At 68.6% G+C, this 16,712-nt stretch carries 12 protein-coding genes and 1 pseudogene; 3 read left to right on the forward strand and 10 right to left on the reverse strand.

Annotated elements, in window-relative coordinates; translation table 11 throughout:
• Positions 1-37: 37 nt before the first annotated feature.
• The 3 genes from FAB82_RS27460 to FAB82_RS08045 form a co-directional block, all read right to left on the reverse strand.
• Complete coding sequence (locus tag FAB82_RS27460) at positions 38-1,639, reverse strand: serine/threonine-protein kinase (RefSeq protein WP_136534018.1); 1,602 nt, start codon at positions 1,637-1,639, stop codon at positions 38-40.
• Between the two features lie 145 nt (positions 1,640-1,784).
• Positions 1,785-3,008: an RNA polymerase sigma factor gene (locus FAB82_RS08040; protein WP_136534019.1), complete on the reverse strand. Its 1,224-nt coding sequence runs from the start codon at positions 3,006-3,008 to the stop codon at positions 1,785-1,787.
• Positions 3,009-3,012: 4 nt separating this feature from the next.
• Complete coding sequence (locus tag FAB82_RS08045; protein ID WP_136534020.1) at positions 3,013-3,405, reverse strand: YciI family protein; 393 nt, start codon at positions 3,403-3,405, stop codon at positions 3,013-3,015.
• Positions 3,406-3,580: 175 nt separating this feature from the next.
• Between FAB82_RS08045 and FAB82_RS08050 the strand changes: the two genes are divergently transcribed.
• A complete protein-coding gene (locus FAB82_RS08050) occupies positions 3,581-4,003 on the forward strand; it encodes an SRPBCC family protein (RefSeq protein WP_136534021.1) in 423 nt (140 codons plus the stop codon).
• A gap of 32 nt (positions 4,004-4,035) precedes the next feature.
• Here the strand turns inward: FAB82_RS08050 and FAB82_RS08055 are convergent, their stop codons facing one another.
• From FAB82_RS08055 to FAB82_RS08080, 6 genes and pseudogenes are all read right to left on the reverse strand, one after another.
• Entirely contained in the window at positions 4,036-5,175 is a 1,140-nt protein-coding gene (locus FAB82_RS08055; RefSeq protein ID WP_136534022.1) for an adenylyl-sulfate kinase, read from the reverse strand.
• 214 nt (positions 5,176-5,389) lie between these two features.
• A pseudogene (locus FAB82_RS08060) lies at positions 5,390-6,355 on the reverse strand (glycoside hydrolase family 62 protein); the annotation flags it as partial.
• 395 nt (positions 6,356-6,750) lie between these two features.
• A complete protein-coding gene (locus tag FAB82_RS08065) occupies positions 6,751-9,186 on the reverse strand; it encodes an MMPL family transporter (protein ID WP_136534024.1) in 2,436 nt (811 codons plus the stop codon).
• Between the two features lie 53 nt (positions 9,187-9,239).
• Positions 9,240-9,875, reverse strand: coding sequence for a TetR/AcrR family transcriptional regulator (locus FAB82_RS08070; RefSeq protein WP_136534025.1), 636 nt, complete (start codon positions 9,873-9,875; stop codon positions 9,240-9,242).
• A 138-nt stretch (positions 9,876-10,013) separates the two neighbouring features.
• Positions 10,014-11,780 (reverse strand): ABC transporter ATP-binding protein, encoded by a 1,767-nt coding sequence (locus tag FAB82_RS08075; RefSeq protein WP_136534026.1) that lies wholly within the window; start codon positions 11,778-11,780, stop codon positions 10,014-10,016.
• A 215-nt stretch (positions 11,781-11,995) separates the two neighbouring features.
• Positions 11,996-12,898 carry a LysR family transcriptional regulator gene (locus FAB82_RS08080; RefSeq protein ID WP_211116449.1) on the reverse strand — a complete coding sequence of 301 codons (903 nt, stop codon included), beginning with the start codon at positions 12,896-12,898 and terminating at the stop codon, positions 11,996-11,998.
• A gap of 169 nt (positions 12,899-13,067) precedes the next feature.
• Between FAB82_RS08080 and FAB82_RS08085 the strand changes: the two genes are divergently transcribed.
• Together FAB82_RS08085 and FAB82_RS08090 are read left to right on the forward strand one after the other, a co-directional pair.
• The gene (locus tag FAB82_RS08085) at positions 13,068-13,925 is read left to right on the forward strand and encodes an aldo/keto reductase (protein ID WP_136534027.1); all 858 of its coding nucleotides are present in this window, start codon (positions 13,068-13,070) and stop codon (positions 13,923-13,925) included.
• Positions 13,926-13,986: 61 nt separating this feature from the next.
• Entirely contained in the window at positions 13,987-14,922 is a 936-nt protein-coding gene (locus FAB82_RS08090; RefSeq protein ID WP_136534028.1) for an aldo/keto reductase, read from the forward strand.
• Positions 14,923-15,090: 168 nt separating this feature from the next.
• On the opposite strand, the gene FAB82_RS08095 is transcribed toward FAB82_RS08090, so the two are convergent.
• Positions 15,091-16,677 (reverse strand): AMP-binding protein, encoded by a 1,587-nt coding sequence (locus FAB82_RS08095; RefSeq protein WP_136534029.1) that lies wholly within the window; start codon positions 16,675-16,677, stop codon positions 15,091-15,093.
• Between the last annotated feature and the right edge of the window lie 35 nt (positions 16,678-16,712).

Genomic DNA, 16,712 nt, shown 5'->3' on the forward strand with positions numbered 1-16,712 from the left:
AGAACCGACCCTCGGCGACCTCACCACGGGGCATCGCTTAGGCGGCGACGGTCCGCCACTGCTGGGACGGCTCGTCCTCGATGCAGCGCCTGAGGTACGGCAGGTACTCGTCGGCGTGGAGGCAGTAGTCGCCCCCCACAGTGGTGATCAGCCAGAAGTCGGCGTCCTCGGCTTCATCCGTCCTCAGGTAGGTGAACTCCCAGTCGTTCTCCGAGATGCAGCCGTCCGTGAACTCGATCCAGTCCTCCCGGTCCCGCCACTCGATACATCCGCTGTTGTTGTTCTCTCCTTCACCGGGCAGGTGGTCGAAGTAGATCTCGACCGAGCCTTCTTCCGTCGGGTTGAAGTTCCAGGTGTTGATTTCACTCTCCTCGCACAGGCCCATTTCCGCGCTCTGCATCGAAGGTGCGCCGAGCAGGCACAGACCGGACTCGGCGTTCACCAGGACCGAATTCCCCGCCGGCAGCTCCGGGTCGGGCTCTTCGGCCGCCGGAGTCTCGGTATCCGTGCTTTCGACGGCCTCCGGTGAGGTCTCCGAGCTTTCGCTGTCGGAAGCAACAGGACTGCTCTGCGGGTCCTCCGGCGAGTCGTGCCGGTCCCAGAAGCGCATGGCCCCGATCGTGACCCCGACCGCCGCGACGACCGCGACCAGGGCCCATGCCAAGCCGCGCCCGCGCTTCGGGGACTTCTCGGGTTGGGCGGTCGTGGCGATCACGGTCATCGGCTCGGTCGGCGGCGAGATTGCGGCCGACATCGGCGTCGTCACTCGCGGAGTCGATCCCGAACCCAAGGGAAGCGTGTCTCGCTCTGGTTCCGCGGAGAGCGCCGCCTCCAGGTCCTTCGCGAACGCGTCGGCCGTGGGCGGTCGGTGCGAGGGCTGCTTTGCCAAGGCCCGCATGACTACCGCGGCGACCGGGGCGGGTACGGACGCGGGGAGCGGCGGCGGCTCGTCGCGCAGGTGCGCGCTGATGACCGCGGCCGCCGACGGACGCCGGAACGGGGTGGCGCCGCTGAGGCACTCGTAGGCGACCACGGCGAGCGAGTAGAGGTCGGAGGCGCTGGTGAGCGGTTGGCCTTCCAACTGTTCGGGTGAGGCGTAGCCGACCGTGCCCAGGACGGTCCCGGTGGCGGTCAGCGCTGTCTGCTCAGGCCGATACGCGATTCCGAAGTCCACAATGGTTGGTTTATCGCGGCTGTTGACGAGGATGTTGCCGGGCTTGATGTCGCGGTGCAAGATCCCCGCGCGATGTGCGGCGTCCAGCGCTTCGGCCACCCGCGTCAGTAGCGGCACCGCCCGGTGCGCCGGGATCGGCGCGCGCAGATCGAGGAGGTTGGCCAGGGTCTGGCCGGTCACGAACTCCATGACCAGGTACGCCGTCACGCCGCCGCCGGGCGCGGGATCCTCGCAGATGTCGTAGATGTTCACCACGCCGGGGACGGCTAGCGCGGCGACGGTGCGGGCCTCCTGCTGGAACCGCTGCCGGAACGAGGGGTCCTCGGCGAGCGCGGAATGCATCACTTTGAGCGCGACCGTGCGTCGCAACGCCTGGTCGTCGGCGGACCACACTTCGCCCATGCCGCCCGAGCCGATGCGCTCGCGCAGCAGGTACCGGTTGCCGAGCAGCTCACCAGGGTTCATGGGCGGGCCTGACTTCGAGGGGTTCGGTCGAGGACATGCGGCTCATTATGCCCAGACCGAACCAATTGGAAGCCGCTGCTCCCCGGCCCTACACAGGTCCGGCGGCAGGCGGTTCGTCAACTGCCGCTGGACTTCGCGTCATGTTTCAGGCGAGAGTGGCGGCCTTGCGCAAGAGGTACCGCTGTTCGGGGACGCTGGTGGTGAGCCGGGCTGCTTCTCGGTACGCCGCTCCGGCTTCGGCCTTGCAACCGGCCTGCTCCAACAGATGAGCCCGGACCGCATGCAGGCGATGGTTCTTCGCCAGCTTTCGATCTCGCAGCAGGGGATCGAGGTGCGCCAGTCCTGCGGTCGGGTCTTCGGCCATCGCCACTGCCACGGCCCGGTTCATCGTCACGATCGGGCTGGGCGCCAGCGCGTCGAGCATTCGGTAGAGCTCGGCGATTTGCGGCCAGTCGGTCGCGGAATAGTCCGCTGCCTCATCATGGACGGCGGCAATGGCCGCTTGCAGTTGAAACGGGCCCACCGGACCCACCGGGAGGGCTTTCTCCACTAGGGATACTCCCTCTGCGATCATTTCGGGGTTCCATTGGGATCTGTCCTGGTCCGCCAGTGGGATCAGTTCGCCGTCGGCGTCCACCCGGGCCGACGCTCTGGCCTCGGTGAGCAGCATCAACGCCAGGAGACCCGCGGTCTCGGTGTCGCTCGGGAGTCGCTGGTGGAGTTCCCTGGTGAGGCGGATCGCCTCCCGGGTGAGGGAGACGTCGACCAGTTCGGTTCCGCCGCTTCGGGTGTAGCCCTCATTGAAGATCAGGTAGAGCACCTGCCTCACCGACTGGACCCGGGCCGGGAGGTCTCCCGCTCTCACCTCTCCCAGGCGGGCCTCCGCTTCGGCGAGGGTGGTCTTGGCCCGGGTGATCCGCTGTGCCATGGTCGCCACCGGGACCAGGAAGGCCGCTGCGATCTGCTCCGTCGTCAGACCTCCCACCGCCCGCAGCGTCAGCGCCACTTGCGAAGCGCGGGAAAGCGACTGGTGGCAGCACAGCAGCAGTACGTGCAGGGAGTCGTCCTGAAGCGGGAGGTTGCGGACCGGTCCGGGATCGCGCTCCACCTCGGTGGTTTCCCGGGTGGTCCTCGCCAAATCGCTTCGCTGCGCGTCGATCAGGCGGCGGGAGGCGGCCCGGATCAGCCAGGCGCGGGGGTTCGTCGGCAAGCCCTCGCGCGGCCAGTGCAGGGCCGCCGCGATCAGGGCCTCCTGGACGGCGTCCTCGCAGTGGTCGAAGTTGCCGTAGCGGCGGACCAGCGCCCCGAGGACGTGGGCCGACTCGCGCCGCCACACGTCCTCAAGGTCGCCGTCCGATGTCAATGCCATGGACTCACTGCTCCTCGCCGCCCGGCCACATCGCCGGTCGCAGTTCGATCGTCTCGCCCGGGCCAGAGAAGACCTTCGCGATCTCTTGGGCGCGTTCGAAACTGGCGACGTCGACCAGGAAGAACCCGGCCAGGTGCTCCTTGAATTCGGAGTACGGGCCGTCGGTGGACAGCGGCTTGCCGTCCTCCCAGCGGTAGATAGTCGAGGTGGTCGGATCGGCGAGGGCCTCCGCGCTGACCAGTTCGCCGCTCTCATGGATCTCCGTCAGCAGCGCCTCGAACTCCGAATTCATCCGCCGGCGCTGCTCGGCCGGCAGGGCCTGCTGCTCGGGAATGAAGTCCCCGGTCGGGTGTCCCCAGGGCTGCGGGTTCGAGTGGATCAGGATGACGTACTTCATGGTGACCTCCGGGTCTCCATCATCCGCCCGGCTCTTCCGGACGCTCAAGTGAGACGACGGAGCCTCCCCCTCGTTTTCTACATCATTCCAATATTTTCTTGGGATTTTCTTCGCAGCGGTCTTCGGCCCCGTCCGCTACTGGCCACCGAGCCGGGAATCCACCAGAATGCGAAGCATGCGATACGAGCACTCACTCCTCATCAGCGCTCCGGCATCGGTGGTCTGGGACTTGACCGTCGACATCGAGCGCTGGCCCGACTTCACCCCCACGATGCAGCACATAGAACTGCTCGACCCGGCCCCGCTCGGCGTGGGCGGCCGGGCCCGGATCAAGCAGCCGATGCAGCCGAAGGCGATCTGGACCGTCACCGAATTCGAGCCCGGCTCCCGGCTCGTCTGGGAGACAAGGCATCGGGGCCTGACGCTGGCGGGCGCGCACCTCGTGGAGGACGTCGACGGCGACACCTGCCGCAATACGCTGAGCGTCGAGGCCACCGGGCGCGCCGCCGGACCGTTCACGCTGCTGTTCGGTGCCACCCTGCGCCGCTTCATAGCCCGGGAGAACGAGGGTTTCCGCGCCGCCGCAGTGCAGCGGTAACGACGGGACCCGTCCAGGTCTCAAAACCGATGTCACGGCCGGCTGCCGCAACGTCCGATCAGGTCCATGATGGCGTCGGCGAGCTCGTCCGGGGTTCGGTCGCTCGTGTCCAATCGGAATTCGCCGATGTAGTCCCTTTCGAGCTGGGCCGCTTCCTCCTTCGCCGCCTCGATGCGGCGTTCGAGGTCGGCCTCGGGGAGACCCCGCAGGTCATCGCCTGGGAGCTCGACTCCGATGCCCTTGCCCCGCAAGCGGATCCTGTCGGCGAGGATCTCGGGCCGGGCGTCGAGGCGTACGACCGCGGGCTCACAGTCGGGTACCGCGTCCAGGTAGTGCCGCGCCGTCGCCGCACCTCCGCCGGTACCGGACACCACCAGATACTCCGAACCGGCCGCGCGGTGGGTCCGCCACAGCGCCGCGAGGTTGCGGGCCTTGAGGCGGTGGCCGCCCGGGTCGTCCTCGGCGGTCGGCCGGAACCAGCCGATCTGTGCGAGGTCGACGTACGACGCCTTCACGCCGGAGCTCAAGAGCCGCATGAAGACCCCGAAGGCCACCGTGGACTTCCCCACGCCGGTGGCGCCGCAGATCCACGCCATCGGCAACCGGTCGCTCTCGACCGGAGCCGGAGCGTCGAACGCCCGCACACTGCTCGCGGTGGCACCGGGCCAGTCGCCGATGCGTCCGCGGAGCAGCTTCACCACCTCTTCGACGCTCCTGCCGCCGGTGTCGACGCGGTGCTCGGTGAGCGGTTCGCGTTCAAGCGCGGCGGCAAGCGCGATGGCCGGTTCGATCAGGTTCTCCGAGCCGCGCCCGATCAGGCGGTCCCGCAGCTCCTCGGTCCCGACCCTGAGCTCGACCAAGGTCATCGCCGTGTCGGGAACCTGGGTGGCGAAGTCCGCGACCGTCGCCGCCCGATCCACCAAGCCGGACACGATGAGGCACTGCGCCCCGGCTGCACGGAATCCCGGCCATACCGCGCCGAGCCCCCGCGCCGTGACCTGGTCGTTGTCCGGGTCCCCGGGTCGGGCGGGATACGCCATCCCCAGCTGGTCGCCGTCGACGAACGCGACCTTGACGCCTTCATCGGCGAGCTGTGAGTAGAGCGCCCATGCGGTCGTGGTCTTCCCCGAGCCGGCCGTGCCGATGAGCCACAGGAAGGGGGTGTCTGCCATCCGGCGAGTGTAGGACCGGACGATCGCCCCGGCAAGCGCTTTTCACTCGGGTCCGGCCATTCCAGGTCTGGTCCCAGCCTTCGAGCCCGCCCGAACCGGCGGTGACGGCGACCTTGCCCTGCCAGCCCGAGCCACACGAGTTCGAAACGGTGACCTCAGCCGTGCAGTCGCCGGCCGGGGCCGAAGAGGTGGTGCCGTCGTCCGGCGCGGTGGTCTACTCGTCGGAGGCGCAGGGGGCGTTGGTCTGCGTGAGCAGGCCGAGGCGCCACGGGAGGCTGTTGTAGTCGCCGCCCGCGTTCGGATCCATGCCCTGGTAGAGGTACTGCATCTCGCAGGGCTTGATCTCGAGCTTCTGGTCGATGCCCGCCCGGATCATCTCGCCGTGGCTGATGTCCTCGGTCCAGACCCCGTCGGGGAAGGACACATTGGCCGCGGAGGCGAACGGGTTCTCGTGGGAGTCGGCCAGCGGCGTATATGGCCCGGCGATGTCGGTCGAGGTCCAGGACCGGAAGTAGCGGCCGACCGTCCCGAACGCCTCCACCAGCAGCAGGTACTCGTCCGTGCCCTGGAGCTTGTAGACGTTGGCCGCTTCCCACAGCGCGTACTTGTCGGCCTCCTCCATCGCGATCACCGGTTCGCTCATGCCGTTCGGGAACTCCCCGACGGTCGTCTCTGAGCGGTAGAGGTGGCCGTTGTCGTCCGAGGAGAAGAGGTGGCAGTCGACGTCGTCGCACGTCACCCACATGTCGACCCAGTAGCCGTCGCCGATATTGTCCTCGATGATCTGAGGCATTCCCGGGTAGAAGTGCTGCGGCGCAGTCCAACCGGCGGGGTCGTTGATGTCGGGGTTGGTCGAGTAGGCGGCATTGCCGTCCTGGTAGACCAGGTACCACAGGCCCTCGGGCTCGAAGAAGAACACCTCGGGCGCGGCCCGGTAGCCGGTGCCGATGCCGGACTGGTCGAGGAAGTAGTGCGGGGCCGACGCGGCCTCCGACCAGTCGGTGAAGTTGATGTAGACCATGTTGTAGCCGGCGGAGCTCGCGATGCTGGCGAAGACGTGCCACCTGCCGTCGTGGAAGACCACCGACGGGTCCTTGAGCCCCGCGATATTCGGGTGGGCCGCATCGGGTTTCGGCCCCATCAGCTCACCGCTGGAACTCCATTCGAAACTGGACGGGAGCTGCTCGACCTGTACCGGGTCGGACGAGGACTCTGCGGCGGCATTGAAGGTGGCGGCGGCGAATACGGCGGCGAACGCGGCAACCAAAGCGGTCGCGAGCACCGCCAACCGGGTTCTGAGCCGCAATGGCTGTTTCATGGCTTTGCCTTCCGGACTGGATCTGGTCCCCTCGCGGTGCGTCCACACTGGGTGTTATCGCTCCCAACCGTGGGCGGATGTCCTGCGGGGGAAGGAATGTTATTACGGGCCGAGCAGTCGCGTTCGAAAGTTTCGATGACGGCCTCGGAAGTTACGCTCCTAAAACTATAGATATCCTTCGATACTTCGTCAAGCGGACACGGACGCGACGACGGCCCGAACCTGACCGGTTCGGGCCGTCATCGTGCTCTATGGAATCAGGCCTCGGCCTTCTCCTCCGCGCCGTGGTGCGCATGGCGGCGTTCCAACTTCGCGCCCTCCACGTCCACGTCGGGCAGGATCCGGTCGAGCCACCTCGGGAGCCACCAGACCTTGTCCCCCACCAGGTGCATCAGCGCCGGAATGATCAGCATCCGCACCAGGAACGCGTCCACCAGCACGCCGAAGGCGAGCGCGAACCCGATGGGCCGGATCATGGTCGAGTGCGAGAACACGAAGCCGCCGAAGACGGCGATCATGATGATCGCGGCGGCGGTGACGACCGCGCGTCCGGCCCGCACCCCCGACACCACGGCCAGCCGCGCCGGGACGCCGTGGGCGTAGGCCTCGCGCATTCCCGTGCCCAGGAACAGCATGTAGTCCATCGCGAGTCCGAACAGGACCCCGACGACGATGGTCGGCAGGAAGTTCAGGACCGGGCCGGGGGTCTCGACGCCGAACAGGTCGGCCATCCAGCCCCACTGGTAGATCGCGACCACGCCGCCGAGCGCGGCGAAGTAACTGAGGATGAACCCGAGCGTGGCGACGACCGGCACGAAGATCGAGCGGAACACCAGGATCAGGATGAGCAGCGACAGTCCGACGACGACCGCCAGGTAGGTCGGCAGGGCGTCGGCGAGCTTCTCGGAGATGTCGATATTGCCGCTGGCCGTGCCCGCGACGCCGAGTTCATCGACGCCGTCGATGGACAGGTCCCGCAGTGCGTGCACCAGATCCCCTGTGGACTCGCTCGTCGGGCCCTCCTCGGGCACGACCTGGAAGGCCAGGACGGTGCCGTCCTCTGAGGTGCCGATCGGGGCCACGGCGGCCACGTCGTCGGTGTCGGCCAATGCCTGGGCGATCTCGGCCTGCGCTGCCAGCGCGCCGGCCTCGTCCGGGCTCTGGGGCAGGTCGGCGACCACCAGCAGCGTGCCGTTCTGGCCCTCGCCGAACTTGTCGGCAACGGTGGCGTACGCCTGGTACTGGGTGGTGTCGTGCGGTTCGGCCGAGCCGTCGGGCAGGTTGAGCCGCATGTCCATGGCGGGCAGGGCGACTACGACGAGCGCGCCGATGCCGACCAGGACGCTGAGGACGGCCTTCCAGCTCTTCATCGGCTTGAGATCCGGCGCGTCGGCGGGCGCGTGGCCGTTCGCCTCGCGGGCGGCCCGGTCCCGGCGGCCGAGGATGCGCAGTCCGACCAGCGACAGCATCGCGGGCATGAAGGTGATGGCGACGAGGACCGCGGTCGCGATGCACAGCGCGCCGACCGAACCCATGAGGCCCAGGAAGGGGATGCCGGTGACATTGAGCGCCAGCAGTGCGATGAGGACGGTGGCGCCGGCGAAGACGACCGCATTGCCGGAGGTGCCGGTGGCCAGCGCGATCGACTCGGGAACGTCGTAGCCGTCCTTGAGTTGGCGGCGGTGGCGGTTGACGATGAACAGCGAGTAGTCGATGCCGACGGCGGTGCCGAGCATGACGCCGAGGATCGGGGTCACCGAGGCCATATCGACCACGCCGGAGAGCGACAGGGTCGCCAGCGCGCCGACCCCGACGCCGACGAGGGCGGTGAGCAGCGGCAGCCCGGCGCCGATCAGGGTGCCGAGCATGACGATCAGGACGATCCCGGCGACGATGAGGCCGACGACCTCGCTGGCTCCCACCAGGCTCGGGAGGGTGTCGAGCATTTCGGCGGAGTAGTCGGACTCGACGCCGTCGATCGGGTGGTCGTCGAAGATGTCGGTGACGCCGGCCTTGGTCTCGGGCGTGACCTCGAGCTGCGCGTCGGTGAAGGAGACCATGACGACCGCGGTGGAGCCGTCCTCGGAGACGGTGGTGATGTCCGAGGCGAGTTCGAGCAGGGTCGCGCTCTGTTCGAGCTGGGCCGCCTGGGCTTCCAGTTCGGCGGACTGCGCATCGAGCTGTTCCTGCTGGGCGTCGAGTTCGGGGGCGGCGGCTTCGGCCTGGCCCGCAGCCTCGGCCTGTTCGCGGGCGGCGTCGAGCTGGGACTGGGCTGAAGCGAGTTCGATGCGCCCGGATTCGATCTCGGCGAGTCCGCCGTCGACCTGCTGTTCCTGTTCGGCGCGCTGGGCTTCGGTGGCGAAGGGGTCGATGACTGTCTCGACGCCGTCGACGTCGGAGGCCTGCGCGACCAGGTCGGCGACCTCGGCCCGCTGCGCGTCGGTGAACGCCTCGCCGTCCTCGGTGCTGAGGACGATGCTCCCGGTGCCGCCGGAGGCCTCGGGCAGCGACTCCTGAAGGTGCTGGGTCACCTCTTCGGTGGCGGTGCCGGGAATGGAGAACGCGTTCGACAGCGTCCCTCCGAACAGGACGAACGCTCCGGCGGCCATCGCCAGGAGCAGTACCCAGGCGGCGATGACGGTGCGGGCGCGGCGGGCGCACCAGCGCCCGACCCGGTATAGGAATTCAGCCATGGCGGTCTCTCATTGATCGGGTGTTCGCGGGTTTCCTTGGCGGACATGGGCTCTCAGGCGGATGGGTCGCGCAGCAGCGAGACCAGGGCCGAGATGAGGTCGTCCCAGGCGCGGCGGGACTCGGGGGTGTCGACCCCGCCGGTCTCGGCGATCCAGTGGTCGAACTGCGCGAGGATGCCGCCGCAGAACGCGGCCACCAGCATCTCCACGCGCCGCGCGTCGATCTCGGGATGCCGCTGCGACATCACGGCCGACATCTGCTGGTTGAACAGGGCGAAGGCCCGCTGCATCAGCACGGCCTCGCGGGTCGAGTGCCGGTCGTCGTCCTCGACCTGGAAGATCTCGGTCAGGTGGACGATGGTCGGCACCAGGTGACTCCCCGACGCGGTGTCCGCGAGGTCTTGGAGGATGGTGCCGCCCCGGCGGCCGGAGTTCGCGGCCTGCTCGCCCAGCCCGCCGACGACCTCGGCGAGCATCTGCCCGGCCACGGCGGTGACCACGTCCTCCAGGGAGGCGAAGTGGTTGAAGACGGTGCGGCGCGAAACGTCGGCGGCCGCGGCCAGCTCGTCCACGGAGAAGTCGGCGCTGCTGCGCCTGCGCATCAGGTCGGCGGCGGCGTCCAAGATCGCCTGGCGGCTCTTGGCCTTCAGCGCCGCTCGCCGGTCGAGGGCGGGATTCGTCTCTGCCATGCTGGTTACACTAGATGCAACGATGCACTCAGTGCACCGTCTTCGGGATGTGTTCCGCCCCACGATGGAGAGAACCCGCAGTTCAACCGCATCGCAGGCGGGAACCGCGGGCTCTCGGACAGTGCCTCAGTATGGATTTCAGGCCGCTGCGGCGCTCCCCGCGTGCTGGACGCCCCAGGTCGTCGCGTACCGACCCGAGGAAGCCAGCAGTTCGTCATGGGTGCCCTGCTCAGTGATCCGGCCGTGCTCCAGGACCACGATCACGTCGGCATTGCGAATGGTCGAGAGCCGGTGGGCGACAACGAGAGTGGTGCGATTCTGCATCAGCTTCTCCAGCGCCCCTTGGATGTGGCGCTCCGACTCCGAGTCGAGCGCGCTGGTCGCCTCGTCCAGGAACAGGATGCGCGGATCGCGGATGAGCGCCCGCGCGATCGACAGCCGCTGGCGCTGGCCGCCCGAGAGTCGCGCGCCCCGCTCGCCGACCACGGTGTCCCAGCCGTGGGGCAGGGACTCCACGAATTCGAGCGCGTTCGCGTCCCGCAGGACCTGCCGCACCCGCTCGTCCTCGATGGGCCCGAGGCCGTAGGTGATGTTGTCGCGGATCGAGCCCTCGAAGAGCACCGAGTCCTGCGGCACCACCGAGACGTGGCGGCGCACCGAGCGCATGTCGAGCTCCTCCATGTCCTTGCCGTCCAGCAGGACGGCGCCGGAAGAAGGCCGGATGAGCCCGAGCACGGTGTTCGTCAGCGTGGACTTGCCCGAACCCGAGGGGCCGACGAGCGCGACGGTCTGGCCGGGCTCGATATCGAGGTCGACGCCGTCGAGCGCGGGATTGGCGTCGTTCGCGTAGTGCACCTTCACCTGGCGCAGCGAGACCCGGCCTGCGACGCGGTCCGCCTTCGTCTTGCCCTCATTGAGCTCGACGTCGGGGTCCTGGAGCAGTTCGGCGATCGAGCGCACGGACTCGTTGCCGCGGGCGATGATCGGGAAGAGGCCGAGCACGCCCGTCACCGTCCCGGTCAGCGCCGAGAAGTAGGTGCCGAGCAGGACGACCTGGCCGGGAGAGATCGGCGCCCAGCCCAGCAGGGCGACCAATGCCGCCAGCAGCAGGCACCCGACGGACAAGAGCTGCATGGTGACCCAGCTGGCCGCGCCGAACCGACCATTGAGGACGTCCAGGCGAAGTCCGCTGTGCCGCACCTCCTCGGCCACTTCGGCGACGCGTCCGGCCGCGACGTGCTCCAGGCCGTGCGCGCGGGTGATCGGCATGAGGGTGGCCATCTCGCCGACGCGAGCGGAGAAGCTCTCCATCTCGCGCCGGAACTCCTCGTTGCGCTGCTGGGCGCGGCGGCGGGTGAACCACCACACGCCGAAGCCGCACGGCAGGGAGAGCGCGAAGATCGGCAGGAACTCGGGGACGGACAGGGCGGTCATGGTGATCGCGCCGGCGAAGACGAAGACCGCCGACAGGAACGGGCCGCCCGCCTGGGAGAACATCAGCTCGATGTTCTCGACGTCGCGGACGACCTTGGTCTGGATGATCGAGGCGTTCGAGCGGGAGTGGAAGCCGATGGACAGCAACTGGAGTCGTGCGGCCAGGGCGTTGCGGAAGTCGGCGCCGAGGCCGCGGACCGCACCCATGTACAGGCGGGTGAACCACACGTGCATGGGGAAGTTCTGGAGGAGGAGCGCCGCCGCCAGCGCGGCGAGCCAGGCCAGGGAGGACAGCGGTCCGTCGTCGACGACGAGGTCGACCGCGGCGCCGGTGATGACCGGCATGAGCCAGCCGGGGCTGTCCTTGACCGCGAAGCACAGCGCGGCCAGGATGAGTCGGTTTCTTCTGGGGCGCAGCACTTTCGCTACCGATTTGAGGGGACGTTTTCCGTCCAGGGAGATTGTCTCCATGAGACCTGCGGTCCTGTGTCGGGGTCGGTCGGGTGTTCGCTTTCGGGCGCCGATGGGGGGCGTCTCCCGTAAGCCGCGAGAACTGTACCCGCGCGAATCGGCGACCGCCTCCGGGTTTTCCAGAAGCGTCCGGGGCGGGCTGACCTGGTGATGGATGTCGCTGCGCCGCAATGACTCTGCTTGCCCGAGGCCCGGCGTGAGTCAGGTCGCAGTGGTCAGATCGGCTCGGGGAGGCAGACCGGCGTCTCGGCTTGGAGTGCGAGGAGGTGGGCGGCCGGGGAGTCGGGCTGGTCGCCGTGCGTCGAGACGGCCGAGACGATCCATTCGGGGGTGCCGGGGCCGGTCAGCGGGAGGGCGCGCAGCCGCCCGGCCTGGGGCTTGGCCGCGACGTGCCGGGGCACCACGGCGATGCCGAGCCCGCGGACGACGAGGTCCAGCAGGGTGTGGACGTCGTTGACCGAGCTGCGGACGCGCCGGTGCACCCCGCGCGAGGCGAAGGCGGTCTCGTTCAGCGTCCGCACGCCCCACGACGGCCCGAAGTCGATGAAGTCCTCGTCCTCGAGCGCTTCGATTCGCACGGACGACTTGCCGGCCAGCGGATGCTCGGGAAGGGTCAGCAGCACCAGCGATTCGCGTCCGATCTCGTTGCGCCGCAGGCCGGTGAGGTGCTTGTCGGTGGCGACGAACGCGACGTCGAGTTCGCCGGCGCGCAGCAGACTGAGCTGGTCGTGCGAGCCGGTCTGGATGAAGTGGGTCTCCACCTGCGGGTGGCGCCGGTGGAAGCGGTCGAGCAGGCCCGCGATGTCGACCAGGCCGAGGCACTGCTCGGCGCCGATGCGGAGCGAGCCGGAGACGGCGCGGCTGGCCTGCACCACCGCGTCGCGGGCGTTCGCGGCCTGTTCGAGCATCGCTCTCGCGAAGGGCAGGAGGGCGAATCCGGCCTCGGTGGGCTCGACGCGGCGGGTGGTCCGGACGAACAGGCTGGTGCCGAGTTCCTCTTCGAGCCCGCGGATCGCCGCCGACAGGCCGGACTGCGAAATGCCGGCGAGCTCGGCGGCGCGAGTGAAGTGCCTCTCATCGGCCAGCGCGACCAGGTACTCCATCTGCCGCAGTTCCATGACTCATTCCCCGTATTTCTCAATATCAGAACTAACAGTTATTGGACTTCTAGATTACCGCTTCCTAGGATGACGGGGTAAGCCTGTCGCGGCGCCGGTCCGGTGCGCGCGGGCGCACCGCACGGTTTCAAGGTTTCGTCTCAAAGCATCGTCTCAAGGGAGAGCAGCCATGCAACAGCGCACCATCGGCGGCCGCAGCGTTTCGGCGATCGGGCTCGGCGGCATGCCGATGTCGATCATGGCCGAGCGGGACCACGCCCGGTCGATCGCCGCGATCCACGCCGCGCTCGACTCCGGCGTCACGCTCATCGACACCGCCGACGCCTACCACCGCGACGCGGGCGAGGTCGGCCACAATGAATTTCTCATCGCCGAGGCGCTGCGCGAGTACGGCGACACCGGCGAGGTCCTGGTAGCCACCAAGGGCGGCCACCTGCGCCCCGGCGACGGGAGCTGGACCAAGAACGGGCGGCCCGAGTACCTCAAGGAGGCCGCGAAGGCCTCGGCCAAGCGGCTCGGCGTCGAGGCGATCGGGCTGTACCAGTTCCACCGGCCCGACCCCGAGGTCCCCTACGCGGACTCGGTCGGCGCCATCCGCGATCTGCTGGACGAGGGCGTCATCCTGATGGCGGGCATCTCGAATGCCGACATCGCCCAGATCGATGAGGCGAACGAGATCCTGGGGGGCCGGCTCGTCTCGGTGCAGAACCAGTTCTCGCCGAAGTTCCGTTCCAGCGAGGTCGAACTGGAGCACTGCGCCGAACTGGGAATCGCGTTCCTGCCGTGGAGCCCGCTCGGCGGCATCAAGGGCGCCCCCGAGCTGGGAAGCCGCCACGCCGAGTTCGACGCGGTCGCGTCGGAGGTCGGCGTCAGCGTCTACCAGGTCACGCTCGCTTGGGAACTCGCGCTCGCGCCGGTGGTGATCCCGATTCCGGGCGCCTCCCGGCCCGAGAGCATCCGCGACTCCGCGAAGGCCGCAGAGGTCGTCCTTTCCGCCGACCAGGTCGCGCGGCTCTCTGCTGCATAACGATTTACCCGATGCCGGGGGTACCGGCGTTCGGGGCAACTTTGACGATGGGAATTCAAGCATGAAGACGTTCAAGATGCCGGGCACCGAGATCACCGCACCCAATGTGGTGCTCGGCCTGATGCGCATCCAGGAGAAGACCGACGAGGAGGTCCGGGAACTGGTCCGCACCGCGACCGAGGCGGGCATCAACTTCCTCGACCACGCCGACATCTACGGCGACGGCTTCCACGGCTGCGAGCGCCGCTTCGCCGAGGCGATGAAGCTGACGCCCGCCGAGCGCGAGCAGCTGGTGATCCAGACCAAGGCCGGGATCGTCAAGGGCGACAGCTGGCACTTCGACTTCTCCTACGACCACATCATCAAGCAGGTCAACGGGTCGCTGGCGGCGCTGGAGACCGACTACATCGACATCCTGCTGCTCCACCGCCCTGACGCCCTGGTCGAGCCGGAGGAAGTGGCGCGCGCGTTCGATGAGCTGGCGGCCTCCGGCAAGGTCCGCGCCTTCGGCGTCTCGAACCACACGCCGCGCCAGATCGACCTGCTGCGCAAGTACGTCGCGCAGCCGCTGGTCGCGAACCAGGTGCAGTTGTCGGTCACCCACGCGCCCTTGATCGCCCAGGGCGTGGCCGCGAACATGCAGGGCCTGGAGCAGTCGGTCAGCCGCGACGAAGGCCTGCTGGACTACTGCCGCCTCAACGACATCACGGTCCAAGCCTGGTCGCCGTTCCAGGCGGGCTTCTTCGACGGGCCGTTCCTCGGCTCTGACCGCTACCCGGAGCTGAACGCGGTGATCGACCGGATCGCCGAGAAGTACGGCGTGCCGCCCATCGCGATCGCGGTCGCCTGGATCACCCGCCACCCGGCGAACATCCAGGTCGTCATCGGCACCACCAACCTCGAACGCGTCGCCGGTTCCGCGCAGGGCTCGGACATCCCGCTGACGCGCCCGGAGTGGTACGACATCCTCCGCGCCGCCGGGTACACCGTGCCGTAGCGAAAAGCGATCACACATCCAGGGCGCGTGCGGAAACCCGCACGCGCCCTTCGGCTCGGCGCCCGGCATCGTCGGCCATCCCCGCGACGTTCGCGGCACGGGACTTGCCTAGGTGGAACAACAATTCCCGCAACGCATCCGGGGCGCGGCCGGTTGACACCCGATCCCCTACGCTCCGAACCGCTTTACCAGCTCGCGCTTGAGGACCTTCCCGCTCGGACCGAACGGAAGGTTCGCCAGCACGTGCACCACGCGCGGGTACTTGAACGCGGCGACCTTCTCCTTCATGAAAGCCACCAGTTCCTGCACATCGGGATTCCGCCCGGCCGCGGGGACGATGGCGGCGTGCACCTCCTGGCCGTGGACCTCATGCGGCACACCGAAGACCGCGGCGATCGACACCGCCGGGTGCCGGGTTAGCACGGCCTCCACTTCGGTCGGATAGACGTTGTAGCCGTTGCGGATGATCATGTCCTTCTTGCGGTCGATAATGGTCACGATGCCTTCCGCATCGACCCTGCCGAGGTCGCCGGTGCGGAACCACCCGTCGATCACCGCATCCGCGGTGGCCTCGGGCCGGCCCAGGTACCCCTTCATGAGGTTGTGGCCGCGCACCACGATCTCGCCGAGCGCGTCGGGATCGTCCAGGATCTCGATGCGGTCGTCGGTCTCGGCGTCGGCCACCGCGACATCGATGCCCCAGAAAGGGCGCCCGACGGTGCCCGGCCTGATCGGCTCGGAGCAGTAGTTGAAGGTGGCGGCCGGGGAAGTCTCGGTCAGCCCGTAACCCTCGTGAATCGGTGCGCCGTACGCCTCTCCGAAGGCCTCCAGCAACGCCACCGGCAGCGCGGCGCCGCCGGAGATGGCGTAGCGCAGCGGCGGGCGCTCGCCCGAGCGGCGCGCGGCCTCGACCATGCCCGCGAAGTTCGTGGGCACCGCGGTGAACACGGTCGCCTGGTGCCGCACCAAGAGCGCCAGCGCCTCGTCGGGGTCGAACTTCGGCAGCAGGATGATCGAACAGCCGCGCCGGAAGGCGAGGTTCAGAACCGCCATCTGGCCGAAGGAGTGGAAGAACGGCAGCCCGCCGTAGATGACGTCGTCAACGCGGGTGTCGAAGGCGTCGATGATCGCGCAGTGCACCTGCTCGACCATGGCCAGGTGGGATCCGACGGCGCCCTTGGGCGTCCCGGTGGTCCCGGAGGTGTACATGATCGTGGCGGCGTCGAGCGGGTTGACCGGGACGTGGCGGACGATCGGGGTAGCCGCGGCGGCCTCGTCCTCCAACCGCGGCACGGGCGCCCCGCCGATCTCGGTGCCATCCGGCACGAGCACGGTCACCAGCGGCACGCCGGCCTTCGCGGCGGCGCGCGCGGCCTCGGCGAGCATGGGCGCGGCGGCGACCAGCAGGTCGGCTTCGGAGTCGCGGAGGACGAACTCGATCTCTTCCGCCTTGAACAGCAGGTGGATCGGGACGACGACGGCGCCGAGCGCCAGCGCCGCGTAGTACACGCGCGGGAAGTCCGGGACATTGGGGACGAGCATCGCCACCCTCGAGCCGGGGCCGATGCCGCGCGCGGCCAGCGCCCCGGCGTAGTCGCGGGTCTGGTCCCACAGGGCCCGATAGGGAATGGTGTGCCCCATGAAGTGAAGCGCGGGCCGGTCGGCATGCAGGCGCGCGGATTCGGCGAGGATGCTCGCGATGGAGAGCGTGCCGTGGCCCGGGCCGTGGACGGCCGGGTCGGATGAATGCGTCATTGCAGTGCTCCTAACGACAGGGGGTTTACCCGGTC

Source organism: Glycomyces buryatensis (assembly GCF_004912275.1).
Classification (GTDB): Bacteria; Actinomycetota; Actinomycetes; order Mycobacteriales; family Micromonosporaceae; genus Glycomyces; species Glycomyces buryatensis.